This window comes from Pseudomonas sp. E1BtOHC1 (assembly GCF_058744285.1).
On the sequence record NZ_CP196023.1, the window covers coordinates 4,173,426 to 4,191,110 of the forward strand.

A 17,685-nucleotide genomic window follows, 5' to 3' on the forward strand; every position below is an offset into this window, starting at 1 on the left:
ATAACAAGGAGACTGCCAATGAGTGTCGTGAGCCTGCAAGCCGCCGAGCGTATCTGGCTGAACGCTTATCTGCCGGGTGTGCCCAGCGATATCGAAGCCGACATCGACCGCTATCCGTCGCTGCGGGAAGTGTTCCTCGAACACGTGGACAAGTACCGTCAGCGGGTGGCCTATGTGAGCATCGGCACCGAGATGGGCTACGACCTCTGGGAGAAGCGCGTATTCGCCTTTGCCGCCTGGCTGCAATCCAAAGGGGTGAAGAAGGGCGACCGGGTGGCGTTGATGATGCCCAACTGCCTGCAGTACCCGATCTGCCTGTTCGGCACCCTGTTGGTGGGGGCGGTGGTGGTCAACGTCAATCCGCTGTACACCGCTCATGAACTGCGGCACCTGCTCAAGGACAGCGGCGCCGAAACCGTGGTGATCTTCGAGAACTTCGCCCACACCCTGGAACAGGCGATGCCCGGCAGCCAGTTGAAGAACGTGGTGGTGGCCGCCATTGGCGACCTGCTGGGCACCTTCAAGGGCGCGGCCTTGAACTTTGCCTTGCGCCATGTGCAGAAGCAGGTGCCGAAATTCAACCTGCCGGGCAGCATTCGCTTCCCGGCGATGATGAAGCTGGCCGCCGTGCTGGAGCATCGTCCGGTGGACCTGAAGCAGGACGACATTGCCTTCCTGCAATACACCGGCGGCACCACCGGTGATGCCAAGGGCGCCATGCTCACCCACCGCAACATCCTCGCCAACCTGATGCAGGCCAAGGCCTGGGTCGGCGACCAACTGGACGAGAACCAGCAGGAAACCAACGTCACTTTGCTGCCGCTGTACCACGTGCTGTCGCTGACGGTGAACTGCCTGATGTTCATGTGCCTGGGCGGGCGCAACATCCTGATCGCCAACCCCCGGGACGTGAAGCGGGTGCAGATGATCCTGCGCAAGGAAAAGTTCAGTGGCATCGTCGGGGTCAACACGCTGTTCAACGGCTTGCTGGAGAACGAAGAGTTTCGTGGCCGGGACTTCTCCGACCTGAAGCTGGCCATCGCCGGCGGCATGGCCACCCATACCGCCGTGGCCCGGCGCTGGAAGGAAGTCACTGGGGTGCCGATCATCGAAGGCTACGGCCTGACCGAATGCTCGCCGGTGGTGAGCATCAGCCCCATCGACATTGCTCGCATGCGCGAGGGCGAGTTCACCGGGACCATCGGCGTGCCGCTGCCTTCGACCTGGGTGCGTTTCGTGCGTGAGGATGGCGAACTGGCGGAGCTGGGCGAAGAGGGCGAGTTGCAGGTGCGTGGTCCCCAAGTGATGAAGGGCTACTGGCAGCGTCCGGAAGAAACCGCCAAGGTCCTGGATCGTCATGGCTGGCTGTCCACCGGGGATATCGGGGTGATGAACGAGCAGGGCTTCATCCGCCTGGTGGATCGCAAGAAGGACATGATCCTGGTGTCCGGCTTCAACGTGTACCCCAATGAGATCGAAGATGTGGTGGCCCTGCATCCGGGCGTGGCGGAAGTGGCGGCGATCGGGGTCGAGGATGGGGTCACGGGGGAGAAGGTGAAGATCTTCGTGGTGCGCAAGGACCCGAATCTGACCCAGGACCAGTTGCTGGCCCACTGCCGGGAATACCTGACCGGCTATAAGGTGCCGCGGTATGTGGAATTTCGCACCGAGGAATTGCCCAAGACCACCGTCGGCAAGGTCCTGCGCCGAGCCCTGCGCTGAGCCCCTGAATGGACGGCCGCGGCCGTTAGCGGCGACATGCCGGCGGTCTTCCTGTAGGAGCCGGCTTGCCGGCGAAAGGGCCGTTGGAGAGGGCGTAGTTCTTGAGTACGCCTTCGCTGGCAAGCCAGCTCCTACGGGATGTTGTTGGTGTTTGGGAGTCAGGGGGCGCCGGGGAGGCGCACCTGGCCCGGCTGCAGGCCGAACACTTCGATACCCTCCGCCGTCGATTGGCCGACGCTCACCGGCAGGCGTTTTGCCGGCTGATCGGCGCTCGGCCGATATTCCACGCTCATGCCGTCTGCGCCACGCTGGATCGCAGCCGGCGGGATGACGATTGCCTGATCGTTGCGGTAAGTGATGATGGTCAACCGCGCGCTCATGCCCAGGCGCACACGCTGCAGTTGTTCGCGGGTCAGCGTGGGGATCGACAGGGTTACCGGGAACTGTGCGCTGGCGCCGCTGGCGTCGCCGGGCAGGGCCAGGCTGCTGACGATGTCCACCTGGCCATTGAGGCGTTCGCCATCAAAGCCGTCGCCAAGAATTTCCACGCTCTGGCCCTGGTGCAGCTGGTTGATATCCAGCTCCGAGACCTTGCTGACGATCTTCAGTTGCTCGATGTTGGCCAGGCCGAACAAGGCTTGGCCCTGGCCGACCTTGCTGCCGGTCTGCACCGGGCCCGAGGTCGCCGCCGAGGCCATCTGGGTCAGGTTGACGCCCGGCGCCGGCACTACGATGCCGGCAAACGGCGCGATGACGTCCTTGCCCGCCAGCAGGGCGCGCAGGGCTTCGTACTTGACCGTGGCATTGGTCAGTTCCATCTCGGCAATCTGCCGGTATTCGCCCTTGCCCTGATCCAGAGCCTGTTGCAGCTCGCCCTGAGCCGCGGTCAGGTCCAGGCGCTGGGTCTGCAGTTGCTGGGTGAGGTCGTCCAGCTCGTTGCGGGGAATGATGCCCCGGGCAAACAGGCTCTGGCTTTCACTGAGCTTGCGCTCGGAATTGCTGACCGCCATCTGCGAAGAACGCAAGGTCCGCCGGGCACGGGTGACCTGGGCGCTGTTGTTCCAGTCCTGCAGTTCCTGGACGCTGCGTCGCGCCTTGAGCTGGACCGACAAGGCCTCACGCAGCTGGATCTCGATCAGGCTGGGGTCCATTTTCAGCAGGGTCTGGCCGGCTTCCACGCGCTGGCCCTGTTCCACCAGGTTGGCCAGGACATTGCCGTCGAACGGCGCGGTCAGGCTGATGGTGCGCTGGGGTTCGATCTTGCCCACCAGGCCGATCTGATGAATCAGCGGCGCGCTGCTGACCTCGATCCAGCGGCCCTTGTCGGCCGCCGTGTCAGCCGGGGCGCGGTAACCGATCAGGGCCACGCCGGCCAAGGCCAGCACCACCAGCGCCGCGCCCCCTTGCAGGTAGCGCTTGCGCGAGGTTTTCTGCTCAGTAGTCATTGAGCGCAATGTCCCAGGTCTCCAAGGTCATGCCCAGGGTCAGATCCAGTTGGGTCTGGGCGTTGAGGTAAGCGATAAGTGCGTTGAGGCGGGCGTTTTCACTGGTGCGCAGATCGCTTTCATAGCTCAGCACCTGAAAGTTGCTGGAGCGCCCGGCGCTGAGTTTTTCCCGTTCGATATCCAGTTTGCGCTTGGACAGCTCCACCGCGCGCTGGGCAATTTCGTACTGGCGCCAGCGGGTGCCGAGGTCGCGGACCACGTCATTGACACTGCGTTCCAGGGCCTGGCGGGCATCGGCCAGGACCAGCGCCTGGTTTTCCACGTCGACCCGGGCATGGACTTCGGCCTGGCGTGTGCTGAGGTCGCCAATGGGTATCTGCACCTGGACTCCCGCATAGCTGTCCCAGGTTCTGCCGGTGCCATTGCCGCCGTCGTTGTCGTAGCGGTTGCGCACCTGGTTGGCACCGGCCACCAGGGACACGTCCCAGCGGCCCTGGTCCTTGGCAATCACCAGGTTCAGATCGGCCTGCTGGCTGCCGAGCAAAGTCGCCAGGTAACTGGGTTGCTGGAGCTGGGCCAGGCGAAGGGCGTCCTGCTGGTCGATGCTGATCCTGGCGGCCTCCAGACCGTCGCTGGCGCGAATGCGCGTGGACAGGTCCAGGGCCAGCAGACGCAGCAGCGACAGGCGATTGATGTCCACCTGATTGCGCGCTTCTTCGACCCCCAGTTCCTGGCTGGCGATATCGGCTTCGGTCTGCACGATTTCGAACTCGGCCATGCGCCCGGCGGCGATCAGCGCCTTGTTCACCTGGAGCAGGGCATTGGCGCGCTTGAGGGCATCCTCGACGATCGCCAGCTGTTGCTGGGCCCGCAGCAGCTCGCGGTAGGCGCCGATGATGTCGCTGATGGTCTGCGCGACGTTGGCCTTGAGGTTGAGGCGATAGGCCTGTTCGTTGATCCGCGCCAGGCGTAGCGGGGCGGTGGTCACATCCCAGCCGGCACCCTTGAGCAGGGGTTGGATAATCGCCAGGTCGAGGCCGTCGCGGCGGTAGTAGCCGGCCCGATTGGCGTTGTTCAACTCCTGCCGCCAGGCCATGTTCAAGCGGGTGCCGTACTCCCCCAGCAAACTGGAACTGGGCGTCAGCATGGCGTTGCGCACCCCGTCGTTGCTGCCCTTGTTGGCCTGGTAGGTGCCACTGAGCAGCAGCTTGGGGTTGAAGGCATCTTCCGAGACCCGCAGATCGAACTTCTGCGCCACGCGCTGCAAGTAGGCGCTGCGAATCCCGCGGTTGTTGCGCAGGCCCAGGTAGACCGCATCGGCGAGGGTCAGGTCGGTCTGCTGCTGGCTCAACAGGACGCTGCGTTCATAGCCGCTGTGCATGGTCGGGGCTGACGCCTGGCGAGCCACATTCATGTCCTGGGAGGCGGCCAGCCCCAAGGGGCTGATCAGCCACAGCAGCAACAGCCCGGCGCGTTGGCGATCATTCATCGCGCAGCGCCTCCACCGGTTGCAGGCGCGAGGCCGAGATGGCCGGGTACAGGCCGAAGAACAGGCCGATCAACAAGGTGCTGCCGATGCCCAGGGGCAAGGACGCAGAGGCCAGGGAGAACTGCCAGCCGGAAACCCGGGCATAGAGGTAGGCGGCGCTCATGCCCAGCACTGCCCCGGACAGGGCACCGACCGCGGTCAGGGTCACCGCTTCGAGCAGGAACAGATTGCGGATATCCCGGCGCCTGGCGCCCAGGGCCATGCGGATGCCGATCTCCCTACGCCGCTCCGAGACGTTCATCAGCATCACGTTCATCACCCCGACGCCGCCCCCCACCAGGGAGATGCCCCCCAGGGCCATCAGCAGGTAACCGAAGGTGCGACTTTGCCGGGTCATGCCGTCGATGATCTTTTGCGGTATCTGCACTTCCACGCTCCGCCCCGGCAGCTGTTTCTTCAGCGCATCGCCCAGGGCCGCGGCCAGTTGGTTCATGTCCTGGGAAGGGCCGGCGCGAGCAATCAGGTTGCTGATCTGCGCACTGGAGGAAATTCGCCGCATGCCCTCCAGGGGGACGAACAGGGATTCGTTGGTCTGCACCGGGATCAGCACGGCAGCGGGTTGCGGGTGCAGGATGCCAATCACCTGGAACAGGTAATCGTTGATGCGGATTCTGTCGCCCAGGCGCAGCGGGTCATGGGGCTGGCTCAGAGCCTGGGCCACTTGCGCCCCCACCACCGCGTAGGTTTCGGCGGCATCGAACTCCGAGAGAAAGCGTCCTTCCTGCAACTGCAGGCGCATGGCGTCGGTCAGTGCCGCGGTGCTGCCCACCAGGTTGGCGTTGGTGGTGCGTCCCTGGAACACCACCGGGCCGCTGAACAACGCCACCGGGGCGATGTGCAGCAGGCTGGGCAGGGCCTTGTACAGGGTGGCGATGTCCAGTGCCGCCGGCATGGGCGTGCGCGCGCCCGAGGCGTCGGGGAACTGTACCGCCAGGGTATCGGTGCCCATGTCCTGGAAGATGGCCGCGGCGTCTTCGGCGGCGTTGTGGCCGATATTGATCAGGGCCACCACCGACGAACTGCCGATGACGATCCCCAGCAGAGCCAGGATCGAACGCTTGCCGAGGGTGCGCAGGCTGACGAAGGCTTCATGCAGCAACTGGCTGGCGCTTTGCTCGACCTTGAGGCTCATGCCGGGCAGACCTCCTGGACCACGCCGTTGGTGACCCGGATCTGCCGCTCCAGGCGCTGGGCAATGCCGGGGTCGTGGGTGACGATGATCAGGGTTACCTGGCGCTCGCGGTTCAGCGACAGCAGCAGGTCCATGATCTCCTGGGCAGTGTGGCTGTCGAGGTTGCCGGTGGGTTCGTCGGCGAGGATCACCGAGGGTTCGCCCACCAGGGCCCGGGCAATCGCCACCCGCTGGCGCTGGCCGCCGGAGAGGTCCGCCGGGCGGTGGTGAGCCCGTTGCCCCAGGCCAACTTGATCGAGCATATGCAGGGCACGTTCCAGGGATTCACGCCGGGCCACGCCGCGGTAGCTCAGGGGCAGGGCGACATTGTCCAGGGCACTGAGTCGCGGCAGCAGGTTGAAACTCTGGAAGACGAAGCCGATCTGCTGGTTGCGGATCGCCGCCAGCTGGTCGGGGCTGGCGCGGAAGATATCGTGACCGGCAAAGCGGTAGTCGCCGTTGTCGGGCAGGTCGAGCAGGCCGAGGATGTTGAGCAGGGTGCTCTTGCCGGAACCGGAGGCCCCGAGAATGGCACAGCTTTCACCGGCTTCGATGGACAGGGATACGTTCTTGAGAATATGGAGCGGTTGCTCCGCCAGCCGATAGCTCTTGCCTATGCCCTGCAGGGAGATAAAACCTGGGTCGATTATCGTCGCTGTCATCGCTTACCGCGCCGGATGGCTCGACTGAATGCTTGAACACTCCCACCGCGAACGGTTCGTGCAGCGGGGATTCAGGGGCAACGCCAAGCTCTGGTTTTATTTATTATTTTAAAAACTTTGTTTGAATAGTAACTGCGTTCATCCTGGTGCGCCAGCCGTCTGAACCGGGTAATTGCGGGCTTTTTTCGGCAAATTTCCGGCAGGAACCCATGAGTCACAAAACGGCCTTGGGCCGCTGGGGACGTCCCTTGGACGCTTGCTTTTAGGGCTTCTCACGGGTATAAAAAATCAAATTTTTTTTTAAAACACTGTTCGAACGGTCAGTTTTTCATCCCAGCAAAGGTTAGTCCTCCATGGTCGCCAAGAAACTCAGTGCCCCCAATGTCACCAAGACCCGACTGCTGGAAGCGACCGAGGCATTGTTCATCAAGTACGGCTACGACGCCGTGCTGTTGCGTCAGATCACCGAGCGCGCCCAGGTCAACCTGGCGGCGGTGAACTATCACTTCGGCGACAAGGATTCGCTGATGAAAGCCCTGCTGATGCAGCGCCTGGGCCCCCTCAACGATCAGCGCCTGGAACTGTTGGCCAAATGCGAAGAGCAGGCCCAGGGACCTCTGGATTGCGAGACCCTGCTCGGCGTGCTGTTCGCCCCGGCCATGGGCCTGGAGCGCAGCGATGCCAACGGCGGCGTGGAAGGCCGTTCGTTCATTCGTTTTCTTGGCCGGGTGTACAGCGACACCTCGCCCTTCATCCAGGAATACCTCAAGGAACACTACCAACCGGTATTCGAGCGCTTCTTCAAGGCCTTTGCCCTGGCCCTGCCGGACCTGCCGCGCAACGAGCTGGGGGTGCGCCTGCAATTTGCCCTCAAGGCAATTTCCGGGGTCATGGCCGGCACTGAACTGCGCCTGCTGATGCAGGCCATGAGCCTGGGTCGTCCGGCCACTGATGCCGAAGTCATGGCCAAGCTGATCAGCCTGGTGTCGGCGGCCATCCGTGCGCCGATGCAGGACCCGGATTCGGAACAGGCTCTGGAAAAGGTCCTAGACACCCAGCGTCAGATTCGTCAGCACAGCCAATCCCTGGCGGGCTTGATTCCCGGCTGAACAGGCCCGTCATTCGATTGATCAATGATGACCAGGATCGCCACCGGCATCTGTTAGGTTCTGCTCCCTGCACCGGCTTTGGAGCCCCCGACATGACTGCCTATCAACAGCACCTTCTGTCCGTCAACGGCATCGAGCTCAGCGTCCAGGTGGCCGGTCCCGAGCAGGGGCGGCCAGTCTGGCTGCTCCACGGCTTTCCCGAGTGCTGGTATTCCTGGCGCTATCAGGTGCCGGCCCTGGTCGAGGCCGGGTTTAGGGTGTTCGTGCCGGAGATGCGCGGCTATGGCCGCAGCTCCGCTCCCGAGGCCGTCGAGGCTTACGATCTGCTGACCCTGTGCGCCGATATCCAGCACGCCATGGACGCCTTCGGCCACCAGCGTGTGTGCATGGTCGGCCATGACTGGGGCGCGCCGGTGGCCTGGCACCTGGCGCTGCTGGAGCCCGAGCGGGTGGGGGCGCTGGTGACCCTGTCGGTGCCCTTTGCCGGGCGGCCGAAACGCCCGGCCAGCGAGATCATGCGCGAGGTGCATGGCGAGCATTTCAACTACATCCTCTATTTTCAGCAGCCCGGAGTGGCCGAGGCAGAACTGGATGCCGACATCGACGCCAGCTTGCGGCTGTTCATGGGCAACGTCGGCGCGCTGCTGGTGGCGAAACCGGCCGCTGCCCGACTGTTTGACGGAGTAACGGTGCCCGACGGGCTGCCCGCCTGGTGTTCCGAGGAAGCGTTCCAGGTTTATCGTCAGACCTTCGCCGGCCGGGGATTTCGCGGTGCCTTGAACTGGTACCGCAATTTTGAGCGCACCTGGCAGCGCACCGAGTTTCTGCAGGACGCCCAGGTGCAGTCGCCGACCCTGTTCCTGATTGGCGACCGCGACCCGGTGGGCGTCCTTGAAGCCCATACCCTCAAGCGCATGCCGAGCCGGGTGAGCGACCTTGAACAGCATGTACTGGCCGATTGCGGGCATTGGCTTCAGAGCGAACGGCCGCAGCAGGTCAACGAATTGCTGCTGGATTTCCTGCAGCGCCGTTTCCCATAGGCCCCGCTGTGGGTAGGAGCTGGCTTGCCAGCGAAGGCGTCGGCGAGGGCGGTGCAGGACTCGAGGGCCTCTTCGCCGGCAAGCCGGCTCCTACGGTGGTGCAGTGCGGGGCGGGGTGGGGCGTCAGGCGAGGGTTTCGCGCAGGCGGTGCCAGAGCATGCCCAGGGCCAGCAACGGGGCGCGCAGGGCCGGGCCGCCTGGGAAGGTCATGTGGGGCACAGCGCTGAACACATCCAGGCCATGGCTGTGGCCGGCATGGATGGCTTCGGCCAGCAGCCGTGCGGTCCAGTGGGTGACATTCAGGCCGTGACCGGAATAGCCCTGGGCGTAATACACGTTGGGGTACTGGCGCAGGCGCCCCACCTGGGGGAAACGATTGGCGGTGATGCCAATCTTGCCGCCCCACTGGAAGTCGATGGCCACCTCCTGCAGTTGCGGGAAGACCTTGAGCATCTTGGGCCGCATATAGCCGGCGATATCCGCAGGATCACGTCCTGAATAGTGGCAGGCACCGCCGAACAGCAGGCGCCGATCCGCCGTCAGCCGGTAGTAGTCCAGGCCCACTTTCTGGTCGCACAGCGCCAGGTTCTGCGGGATCAACTGTGTCGCCAGCGCCTCCGGCAATGGCTCGGTGGTGATGATGTAGCTGCCGGCTGGCAGCACCTTGCCGCTCAGGCGTGGCTCCAGTTCATCCAGGTGGGCGTTGCAGCCCAGTACCAGACTCCCGGCGCGCACGGTGCCTGTGGCGCAACGTACCTGGACCCGGTCGCCATGCACCAGTTCCAGCACCGGGCTCTGTTCGAAGATCTTCACCCCCAGGGAGGCCGCCACCCGCGCTTCCCCCAGCACCAGCTTGAGTGGATGCAGGTGCCCCGAGCCCATGTCCACCAAGCCCCCGGCATACACCGGGGAGCCCACCACCTGATGCATGTCCTGGGGAGCCACCAGGCGGGTAGGGTGGCGGTAGCCCAGACCCACCAGGCTGTCCTGCTCGGCCTGGAACGCGGCGAACTGGGCCGGGGTGTTGGCCAGCTCGCAGAAGCCCCAGCGCAGGTCGCAATCGATGCCGTGCTCGGCGATGCGCTGGCGCACCACGTCCACCGACTCGATCCCCGCATGCTCGAGGTATTTCACCCCTTCCTTGCCGACGTAGCGGGCAAAGCCGCTGACGTCGTGGCCAATGCCGCGGATCAGCTGGCCGCCGTTGCGCCCACTGGCGCCCCAGCCGATGCGCCGGCCCTCCAGGAGGATCACCGACAGCCCGCGCTGGGCGAGTTCGATGGCGGTGTTGACCCCGGTGAAACCGCCGCCGATGACACAGACGTCGGCGCTCAGGTCACCGTCCAGGGACGGGTAGCCGGGCAGGCTGCCGGCCGAGGCCGCGTAGTAGGAGCGGGCGTGCCCGTTGGCACTGCCCGAAAGGTTTGGCTGAATCATTTGTTGGACTTCACTTTGCTCCAGGAGCGGGTCATCAAGCGCATGATGGCCGGCGACTGGGTGGTGGAAATGTACAGTTTGTCGAGAACGTCCTGAGGCGGGTACACCTCGGGATTGTTCACCAGCTCGGCGTCCATGTACGGCTGGGACGCCGGGTTGGGGTTGGCATAGCCGACATAGGCGCTGACTTTGGCGATCACTTGCGGGTCCAGCAGGTAATTGATGAAAGCATGAGCCTCCTTGACGTTGCCGGCATCGGCGGGAATCGCCAGCAGGTCGAACCACAGGTTGCTGCCTTCCTTGGGAATGGCGTAGGCGATGTTCACCCCGTTCTTGGCTTCCTTGGCCCGGTTGGCGGCCTGGAACACGTCCCCGGAGTAGCCGAAGGCGATGCAGATATCACCGTTGGCCAGGTCCGAGACGTACTTGGAGGAGTGGAAGTAGGTGATGTAGGGGCGCAGGGTCAGCAGCTTGGCCTCGGCTTTCTTGTAGTCCTCGGGGTTTTCGCTGCGCGGGTCCAGGCCCAGGTAGTTGAGCACCGCCGGAAACACCTCATCCGGCGAGTCCATCATCGACACCCCGCACTGCTGGAGTTTCTTCAGGTTCGCAGGCTCCAGCAGCACCGCCCAGGAGTCGATGCGCTCGATGCCCAGCACCTGCTTGACCTTGTCGACGTTGTAGCCGATGCCGTTGGTGCCCCACAGGTAGGGCACCGAGTACTGGTTGCCGGGGTCGTTCTGCTCCAGCAGGGCCAGCAGCTTGGGGTCCAGGTTCTTCCAGTTGGGCAACTGCGAGCGGTCCAGCTTGAGGAACGCGCCGGCCTTCACCTGGCGCGCGAGGAAATGGTTGGAGGGCACCACCACGTCGTAGCCGGTGCGACCGGCCAGCAACTTGCCCTCCAGGGTTTCATTGGAGTCGAAGACGTCATAGATCACCTTGACCCCGGTTTGCCCCTGGAAGTCGGCGAGGGTGGTCTGGCCGATGTAATCGGTCCAGTTGTACACGCTGACACTGGGTTGGGCCTGGACGGCGGTGCTGCACAAGACCGCCAGTGCGGCCGGGATCACTGCTTGCAAAAGACGCATGTCGACACCTCTTCGGGTTGTTTTTGTTGATTGCAGACTGCGGGCAAATCAGACGCTGAGCAGCAGGAACTCACGCTCCCAGGAACTGATCACGCGCTTGAAGTTTTCGTGTTCGGCCCGCTTGACCGCCACATAGCCACGGACGAATTTGCGCCCCAGGTAGTGCTCGATGGTCGGGCAATCCTCCATGTGCGCCAGGGCGTCTTCGATGGTGATCGGCAGGCGCAGGTTGCGCCGTTCATAGGCCCGGCCTTCCACCGCGGCGCTGGGCTCGATGCCCTCGACCATGCCCAGGTAGCCGCACAGCAGGCTGGCGGCAATCGCCAGGTAAGGGTTGGCATCGGCGCCGGGCAGGCGGTTTTCCACGCGCATGGCATCCGGGCTGGCAGTCGGCACCCGCAGGCCGACGGTGCGGTTTTCTTCGCCCCATTCGACGTTGACCGGGGCCGAGGTGTCCGGCAGGAAGCGGCGGAACGAGTTGACGTTGGGGGCGAACATCGGCAGCACCTTGGGGATGTACTTCTGCAGACCGCCGATGTGGTGCAGGAACAGCTGGCTCTTCTGGCCGTCGGCATCGACGAAGATCGGCTTGCCGGTGGCGATGTCCACCACGCTCTGGTGCAGGTGCATGGCGCTGCCAGGCTCGTCGGCAATCGGCTTGGCCATAAAGGTCGCAGTGACGTTGTGCTTGAGCGCCGCCTCGCGCAGGGTGCGCTTGAACACGGTGATCTGGTCCGCCAGATCGAGGGCGTCGCCGTGGCGGAAGTTGATTTCCATCTGCGCCGGGCCGTCTTCGTGGATCAGCGTGTCCAGGTCCAGGCCCTGGGCTTCGCACCAGTCGTAGACGTCTTCGAACAGCGGGTCGAACTCGTTGGCGGCGTCGATGGAGAAGGACTGGCGGCCGCTTTCCGCGCGGCCCGAACGGCCCAGCGGTGCCTTGAGCGGCAGGTCCGGGTCTTCACAGCGCTGGGTCAGGTAGAACTCCATTTCCGGAGCCACGATCGGCTGCCAGCCCTTGTCGGTGTACAGCTGCAGCACTTTTTTCAGCACGTTGCGCGGCGACAGCTCGATGGGGTTGCCGAACTTGTCGAAGGTGTCGTGGATGACGATGGCCGTGGGCTCGATGGCCCAAGGCACCAGGTAGATCGATGACGAGTCGGGGCGGCAGATCATGTCGATGTCCGCCGGGTCCAGCAGTTCGTAGTACAGGTCGTCGTCGACAAAATCCCCGGTTACCGTTTGCAGCAGGACACTTTCCGGCAGGCGCATGCCGCGCTCATGCAGGAACTTGTTGGTGGGCGCGATCTTGCCGCGGGCAATGCCGGTCAGGTCGCTGACCACGCACTCTACTTCGGTAATCTTGTGATCTTTCAGCCAGGAGGAAAGCTGATCGAAAGGGGCGTTCATAAAGACCTCGATGATTGGTTTTATCTGCACCGAGGTGAGCGGGAGTATCCCGGCAAGGCTTCCCCTGCGGCGCATTGGCGACTATCTTGGGCGAGCCTTGTTGTTCCATCTATCCACTTTAAGCAGCACCAAAGCGCACCAAAAGAGTGCGCAAGGTCCCCCGATGACAGCGTCCAATCCGCTTCAGGTTCAAGCCTTCAACACCTTCGATGTCGCCGAGCAGATCCGTGCCACCCCGGGTTGGGTCCAGCACTACCAGCAGATGTCCCCCGGGCATTTCAACGGCCTGGTGCGTTACCTCGACCTGCAGGGCGTAGAGATCTACGAGGAGTGCATGAACACCCGGGTCGAGCAGAACTTCAGCGCCCCTCAAGGCGCCCTGGCGTTCTGTTTCGATCGCAGCGACAACGCCCTGTACCTGCTCAATGGCGAGAGCCGCAATATCTGGATCACCCCGGAGAACTACCAGGAAGTGGCGGTGGTGTTCGGCCCCGAGTTCGTCCAGCGCCAGGGCCTGGGGATGGAGCGCCTGGACGGGCTGTTCATGGCGCCGCTGACCAACCAGCAGAATGCCCTGTTCTGCCGTTGGCTGAGCGCCACCTTGACCCGCCTGTCCCAGACCCTTGACCCACCCAGCCGCGAAGCCTTGACCCAGCAACTGCTGGACGACTGCCTGTACATCCTCGACAACGCCTGCGTGCGCCTGGACCCGGGCGGCCTGCAACGGCGCAACGAGGAGCGGGGCATCATGCAGCGAGTGGCGCAATGGGCCGCCGACGTCCCCGAAGAAACCCTCAACCTGCTGGAGCTGTCCCAGGTGGCCGGGGTCTCCCTGCGCCAGTTGCAGAGTGCGTTCAAGGCCTTTACCGGCATGGCCCCGAGCCAATGGCTGCGCCTGCGCCGGCTCAACAGCGCGCACCGCGAACTGCTCAGCCGCGGTCCCGGCGAAACCACCGTGGCCGAGGTGGCGATGCACTGGTCGTTCTGGCACTTGGGACGGTTTTCCAGCAGCTATCGGGCGCTGTTCAGGGAGTTGCCCAGCGAGACCCTGAAGCGTCGCCCGAGCTGATCGGCACCATTCCTTTACGCTTGTTGCAGGGGGGGCTCGCTTCAGTTGAGCCGGCTCAGGCCAGAGAAGGAGGGCAAACCTGATGATTGAATGTAGACCGATGCGACCCGGGGAGCACGGTTAAACGGTTTAAACATTCGCCAGTGGCGCCTTACGCTGATCTGGAGCGAGGAAGAGAGGGGTGGCAATACGCCATAAAGGATTTAAAGTGAACGCCCCTCACCCATGCTCAAGGATTGGCGATGCGCAGAACCGGACTCTGGACCCGTTGCAAGACAACCTTACTGACAAGCTGCCTGCTAAGCCTGCCATTGGCTGCTCTAAGCGTTGAGACCCAGGCAGCGGAGCCTGATTTCATCACCCTGGTAATCGAGAACGAAGGCGACTATCCCATCACCTTCGAGCCGCCTTTCAACGTCAATTCCTCGGACTTCGAGCGCAAGTACCCGGTCGATGTGCCAAAGTACGCCACCGTCAAGGGCCTGGAGTCGGGGCCGGTGGTGATTGGCGCGCGCCAGCAGGGGATGCTGGTGATGGCCTTGAGCAAGCCGATGTTCAACTTCCTCGATATCTTCAGCAAGGACTGGGGCTTCAACCTCAAGTTCTGTCAGGAGCGTGGGGCCTGCGACGAAGCCCGACTCAGCGGGACCATCCGCTCCACCACCAGCTTCAACTGGAACCAGTCGAAAAACTTCAGCCAAGCGCAAGTCAGCAACATGACCAACGACGAGCTGGACGCCTATGCCAAGACCAAGAGCCTGGTCTCGGGCATTCTGACCGCCCTGGGCAGCGTCCTCGGCCTGCCGTTCGGAGCCGGCGGCATGATCGGTGGCCTGCCGGACGTGCAGAACTTCAAGGTGACCCTGAAGCAGCAGTGCAACGCACGCTTCTCGATGAACCTGGAGCCCTCGCTGGCGCCCAACGGCGATTTTCTCGTCGACTTGCGGGTCAACCGTGTGCTGCCCAGCGACATGACCAACTTCAACGGTTTTGTCATCGACGACAGCGCCGTGGTCGGCAAGGGTCTGCGCTTGATGGACAACGGCTGCCGCGACGGCCGGCAAGCCCAATGCCTGATCAGGTTCAACGGCGGCACCGACATGAAGAACCTCAACACCACCGAGTTCGCCGTCACCGATCGCGCCGGTTGCCAGGCTGGTGACAAGCTGGCCTATTCCCAGGGCGCGTTCATGCTCAGCAACAAGGTCGGTTTCCCGGTGCTCTACACACTGTTCATCAAGGACCGCATCGTCGACAAAGGCGAAGTCTGGCCCGACCAGAACAAGGACCTGCGCCAGTTGGTGGGCCAGGTCATGGCCACCGTCGGCGACCAGGAATGCCCGCAGGCCCAGGACCCCTGGATGGGTGGGCGACGCATGGGGGTCTGCCCACTGCGCCTGGAAGTCCAGGGTGACGGCGGCCCGGGGCTCAAGGGCAGCCTGCGTTGCAGCCTGTCCATGCGTCAGGGCACCGTGGGCGATCCCAATGCCGACTACATGAACCTCTACAGCCTGACCGGCTGCACCCCGGCCATGCCGGCGTCCATCAGCCCGGTGGCCGGTTTCTACCAGATGGATATCAAGCGTCTGGTGCCCCTCAGTGGCATGCACAAGATGATTTCCATCGACCTGATCAAGCCGCAGCAGCAGTAAGGCCTGCGGGCATAGGCCGCAGGGAAACGCAAACCAGCACAAGGACGTAAGCAGATGTCGGTAACACAGGCCTTTACCGCCCCGGGCGGGCACGATGCGGCGCTCACCCAACGCGCCGACGACCTCCTGGAGCGTTGGCCTGTGGCCAAACTGATCTATCGCATGATTACCGCGACGCCCTTGGGCTGGTCGACCCGAATTGGGCTCTATGGTCAGTGGGGCAGCGGCAAGACCAGTGTGCTGAATTTTCTGCAGCAGATTGCCGAGGAGGCAGATGACATCGTTGTACGTTTTCCTGCGTGGCAGGCCACAGGGGAGGAGGGGTTCATTGCTCATTTCTATCTGCAACTGACTGCAGTGTTGGAGCACGAGGGGTTGGCTGAACCCTTGCGGCCCTGGTTGAAGCGCTTGAGCAAAAAGGTCACGGACACCCTGAACAAAGTGTCGAATTGCGCTGCGCAGGTGACGCTTCCCGACTCCGTCGAGTGCGCCCCGGTGATCAGTGCCGCAGCCCATGTCTCGGGCGTGGCCTTTGACAAACTCAGTGGCATGTTGCAGCTGGATGCAGAAGACCTTAACGCGCTGCATCAACAACTGGGAAAAAGGCGGGTGATCGTCTTTATCGACGACCTCGACCGGGCCGATCCGAAGGCCCTCCCGCAGACGCTACTGGCCTTGCGAGAGTTGCTCGACTGGCCGGACTTCGTGTTTGTCCTGGCCTTCGACAAGGAGGTGGTCAGCCGGGCGCTGCACAGCTACTCCGCAGCCTTTGGCGAATCTGCCCAGCATTTTCTCGACAAGATCATCGACGTGCCCTTCACCTTGCCGGCGCCGACGCCCAAGCAGGTGCAGAGAATGGTGGCGAAGAATCTGCAGGACAGCTGTGGGTTCCTGCCGCCCCTGGCCATTGAGCAGTGCGCCCAGTGGTTTCCCGGTAATCCGCGCTATGCCAAGCGCATCTGCCGCAGCCTGTCGGTCTTCGGCGCGGCGCACGATCGACACGAAAAGGACGAGCTGGATTGGCGCGGGATTATCCTGCAGACCCTGTTGCGCGAGAGCGAGCCGGGTATGGCGGAGTATTTCATGCAGAATTTCCAGGAGATCATCAGTGCGTTCAGGCCACCGATGTTGGCTTCGCCCAATGAAGAGGCGTACAACCGGCACCGGCAGGCCGCGCTGGCCATGACGCCTCATGCCGCCAACAGCCCTCAAGGCACCTGGGCGCTGGGGCTGTTTGAGGAGGTGACCAAAGCCCGGATCGATAGCCACTCGTGGCTGGAAAAAATCAACTACGAGATGAGCCTGGCGGTGCTTGTACCGGCCTTTACCTTTCCTGGTCTCAAGCAGTTCTTCAACACCTGGCGTGAGCACAGGGCTGTGCGGATTATTCATGAATTCATCGAAGGGGCAGTGGAAAGAAGTGGCGAAGCTGAATCGGCCGTGGCTGCGAGCATGCTCAAGGCGGTCAATATTCTCTATACCCAATTGTCCAGGGAGGCGGTCTCGAGTTACTCGCGCGACGGCTTTGAACGCGCCTCTGGAAAGCGTGTTGAGCTGCTGGAACTGATGGCGCTCTTGTATGGCGGCGAGCTGGGAGGTGAGCTGGCCGTTGTCGGTCGTGAACCTGAGACCTGTGTGATGGCGATCCGCACCTTCTTTGATTTCTCGACCCAGGATGACACCGCGCTTGATCGCGACCAGCGCCGACGTGAACGGGCGCTGGCCCGCGACATTGCCCGGCGTTGCAACGACCCTACGGTGATTTATCGTCAGGCCCAGGAGTTGCAGAACTACCTGACTCACAGCCGGCAGGACCCGGAACTGCGAATGGCTTATCTGCAGGACATAAGCCAGTCAGTGATACCGGAGCTCATCAGTCGCGCCCTGGAGCTTTTCTTCACCCCCAACGGTATCGCCAACGCCTATCTCACGGGGGAGTCGAAGTACCTCTGGGTCCTGAACGCCATGACTTCCCCCTTGTATCAAACACCGGATGCAGTACAGCAACTGGAGCGACTCATGCGGCGCCCGAGAGACCCTGGGCAGCAGGCGGTAGTGGCCGAAAACGCAATGAGCTACCTGGGCAACTTCGGGCTGGAGCAGGACGCGCACTTCCCGCCGATACTCCAGTACTCGGCGCCGATTCACGCCGGATACATTGAGTTGGCCTGGGAAGCGCTGATGCGGGTTGAGCCAAGAATACAGACGCTGGTCTACCTGGAAGAGCTGCACCAGCGCCTGGTGCGTGCCGGCGTGGCAGTGGAGCTGCTGCCGCTGCCCGAGTGGTGGAATGGCCGGGAAGGCGACATTCGGCATCCACTGCAAGGCTTGTGATCC

13 protein-coding genes are annotated in these 17,685 nt (G+C 63.2%); 6 read left to right on the forward strand and 7 right to left on the reverse strand.

Annotated features, from left to right (window positions below):
* Window positions 1-18: 18 nt before the first annotated feature.
* On the forward strand, window positions 19-1,722 hold the full coding sequence (locus tag ACSSVC_RS18865) for an AMP-binding protein (RefSeq protein ID WP_404939859.1): 1,704 nt from the start codon (window positions 19-21) through the stop codon (window positions 1,720-1,722).
* Between the two features lie 158 nt (window positions 1,723-1,880).
* Here the strand turns inward: ACSSVC_RS18865 and ACSSVC_RS18870 are convergent, their stop codons facing one another.
* The 4 genes from ACSSVC_RS18870 to ACSSVC_RS18885 are packed head-to-tail and all read right to left on the reverse strand — an operon-like array spanning window position 1,881 to window position 6,549.
* Window positions 1,881-3,167: an efflux RND transporter periplasmic adaptor subunit gene (locus ACSSVC_RS18870; RefSeq protein WP_492611166.1), complete on the reverse strand. Its 1,287-nt coding sequence runs from the start codon at window positions 3,165-3,167 to the stop codon at window positions 1,881-1,883.
* Window positions 3,157-4,656: a TolC family protein gene (locus ACSSVC_RS18875; RefSeq protein ID WP_346632934.1), complete on the reverse strand. Its 1,500-nt coding sequence runs from the start codon at window positions 4,654-4,656 to the stop codon at window positions 3,157-3,159. Before ACSSVC_RS18875 ends, ACSSVC_RS18870 begins: the two co-directional genes overlap by 11 nt.
* Window positions 4,649-5,848: an ABC transporter permease gene (locus tag ACSSVC_RS18880; RefSeq protein WP_446439897.1), complete on the reverse strand. Its 1,200-nt coding sequence runs from the start codon at window positions 5,846-5,848 to the stop codon at window positions 4,649-4,651. Before ACSSVC_RS18880 ends, ACSSVC_RS18875 begins: the two co-directional genes overlap by 8 nt.
* A complete protein-coding gene (locus ACSSVC_RS18885) occupies window positions 5,845-6,549 on the reverse strand; it encodes an ABC transporter ATP-binding protein (protein ID WP_404939863.1) in 705 nt (234 codons plus the stop codon). The genes ACSSVC_RS18880 and ACSSVC_RS18885 overlap by 4 nt, the downstream gene beginning before the upstream one ends.
* Window positions 6,550-6,902: 353 nt before the next feature.
* Here ACSSVC_RS18885 and ACSSVC_RS18890 point away from each other — a divergent pair, with 353 nt between their 5' ends.
* Both ACSSVC_RS18890 and ACSSVC_RS18895 read left to right on the forward strand, forming a co-directional pair.
* Complete coding sequence (locus tag ACSSVC_RS18890) at window positions 6,903-7,658, forward strand: TetR/AcrR family transcriptional regulator (protein ID WP_446439895.1); 756 nt, start codon at window positions 6,903-6,905, stop codon at window positions 7,656-7,658.
* 92 nt (window positions 7,659-7,750) lie between these two features.
* Window positions 7,751-8,698 carry an alpha/beta fold hydrolase gene (locus ACSSVC_RS18895; protein ID WP_346632937.1) on the forward strand — a complete coding sequence of 316 codons (948 nt, stop codon included), beginning with the start codon at window positions 7,751-7,753 and terminating at the stop codon, window positions 8,696-8,698.
* Between the two features lie 123 nt (window positions 8,699-8,821).
* Here the strand turns inward: ACSSVC_RS18895 and ACSSVC_RS18900 are convergent, their stop codons facing one another.
* The 3 genes from ACSSVC_RS18900 to ACSSVC_RS18910 are packed head-to-tail and all read right to left on the reverse strand — an operon-like array spanning window position 8,822 to window position 12,627.
* Window positions 8,822-10,135 carry an NAD(P)/FAD-dependent oxidoreductase gene (locus tag ACSSVC_RS18900; protein ID WP_492611167.1) on the reverse strand — a complete coding sequence of 438 codons (1,314 nt, stop codon included), beginning with the start codon at window positions 10,133-10,135 and terminating at the stop codon, window positions 8,822-8,824.
* A complete protein-coding gene (locus ACSSVC_RS18905) occupies window positions 10,132-11,220 on the reverse strand; it encodes a polyamine ABC transporter substrate-binding protein (RefSeq protein ID WP_317073221.1) in 1,089 nt (362 codons plus the stop codon). Before ACSSVC_RS18905 ends, ACSSVC_RS18900 begins: the two co-directional genes overlap by 4 nt.
* A gap of 48 nt (window positions 11,221-11,268) precedes the next feature.
* Window positions 11,269-12,627: a glutamine synthetase family protein gene (locus ACSSVC_RS18910; protein ID WP_346632940.1), complete on the reverse strand. Its 1,359-nt coding sequence runs from the start codon at window positions 12,625-12,627 to the stop codon at window positions 11,269-11,271.
* A 163-nt stretch (window positions 12,628-12,790) separates the two neighbouring features.
* On the opposite strand from ACSSVC_RS18910, the gene ACSSVC_RS18915 reads away from it, so the two are divergent.
* The 3 genes from ACSSVC_RS18915 (at window position 12,791) to ACSSVC_RS18925 (ending at window position 17,682) form a co-directional block, all read left to right on the forward strand.
* Window positions 12,791-13,696: a helix-turn-helix domain-containing protein gene (locus ACSSVC_RS18915; protein ID WP_492611168.1), complete on the forward strand. Its 906-nt coding sequence runs from the start codon at window positions 12,791-12,793 to the stop codon at window positions 13,694-13,696.
* 311 nt (window positions 13,697-14,007) lie between these two features.
* On the forward strand, window positions 14,008-15,348 hold the full coding sequence (locus ACSSVC_RS18920; RefSeq protein ID WP_492611169.1) for a hypothetical protein: 1,341 nt from the start codon (window positions 14,008-14,010) through the stop codon (window positions 15,346-15,348).
* 54 nt (window positions 15,349-15,402) lie between these two features.
* Window positions 15,403-17,682 (forward strand): KAP family P-loop NTPase fold protein, encoded by a 2,280-nt coding sequence (locus ACSSVC_RS18925; protein WP_492611170.1) that lies wholly within the window; start codon window positions 15,403-15,405, stop codon window positions 17,680-17,682.
* Window positions 17,683-17,685 lie beyond the last annotated feature (3 nt).

Bases quoted from the DNA above. Each gene is read 5' to 3' on its own strand.
- ACSSVC_RS18890 (WP_446439895.1), top strand. From the start codon at position 6,903: ATGGTCGCCAAGAAACTCAGTGCCCCCAATGTCACCAAGACCCGACTG.
- ACSSVC_RS18905 (WP_317073221.1), bottom strand. From the start codon at position 11,220: ATGCGTCTTTTGCAAGCAGTGATCCCGGCCGCACTGGCGGTCTTGTGC.
- ACSSVC_RS18910 (WP_346632940.1), bottom strand. From the start codon at position 12,627: ATGAACGCCCCTTTCGATCAGCTTTCCTCCTGGCTGAAAGATCACAAG.
- ACSSVC_RS18875 (WP_346632934.1), bottom strand. From the start codon at position 4,656: ATGAATGATCGCCAACGCGCCGGGCTGTTGCTGCTGTGGCTGATCAGC.
- ACSSVC_RS18880 (WP_446439897.1), bottom strand. From the start codon at position 5,848: ATGAGCCTCAAGGTCGAGCAAAGCGCCAGCCAGTTGCTGCATGAAGCC.
- ACSSVC_RS18885 (WP_404939863.1), bottom strand. From the start codon at position 6,549: ATGACAGCGACGATAATCGACCCAGGTTTTATCTCCCTGCAGGGCATA.
- ACSSVC_RS18870 (WP_492611166.1), bottom strand. From the start codon at position 3,167: ATGACTACTGAGCAGAAAACCTCGCGCAAGCGCTACCTGCAAGGGGGC.
- ACSSVC_RS18865 (WP_404939859.1), top strand. From the start codon at position 19: ATGAGTGTCGTGAGCCTGCAAGCCGCCGAGCGTATCTGGCTGAACGCT.
- ACSSVC_RS18925 (WP_492611170.1), top strand. From the start codon at position 15,403: ATGTCGGTAACACAGGCCTTTACCGCCCCGGGCGGGCACGATGCGGCG.
- ACSSVC_RS18915 (WP_492611168.1), top strand. From the start codon at position 12,791: ATGACAGCGTCCAATCCGCTTCAGGTTCAAGCCTTCAACACCTTCGAT.
- ACSSVC_RS18895 (WP_346632937.1), top strand. From the start codon at position 7,751: ATGACTGCCTATCAACAGCACCTTCTGTCCGTCAACGGCATCGAGCTC.
- ACSSVC_RS18900 (WP_492611167.1), bottom strand. From the start codon at position 10,135: ATGATTCAGCCAAACCTTTCGGGCAGTGCCAACGGGCACGCCCGCTCC.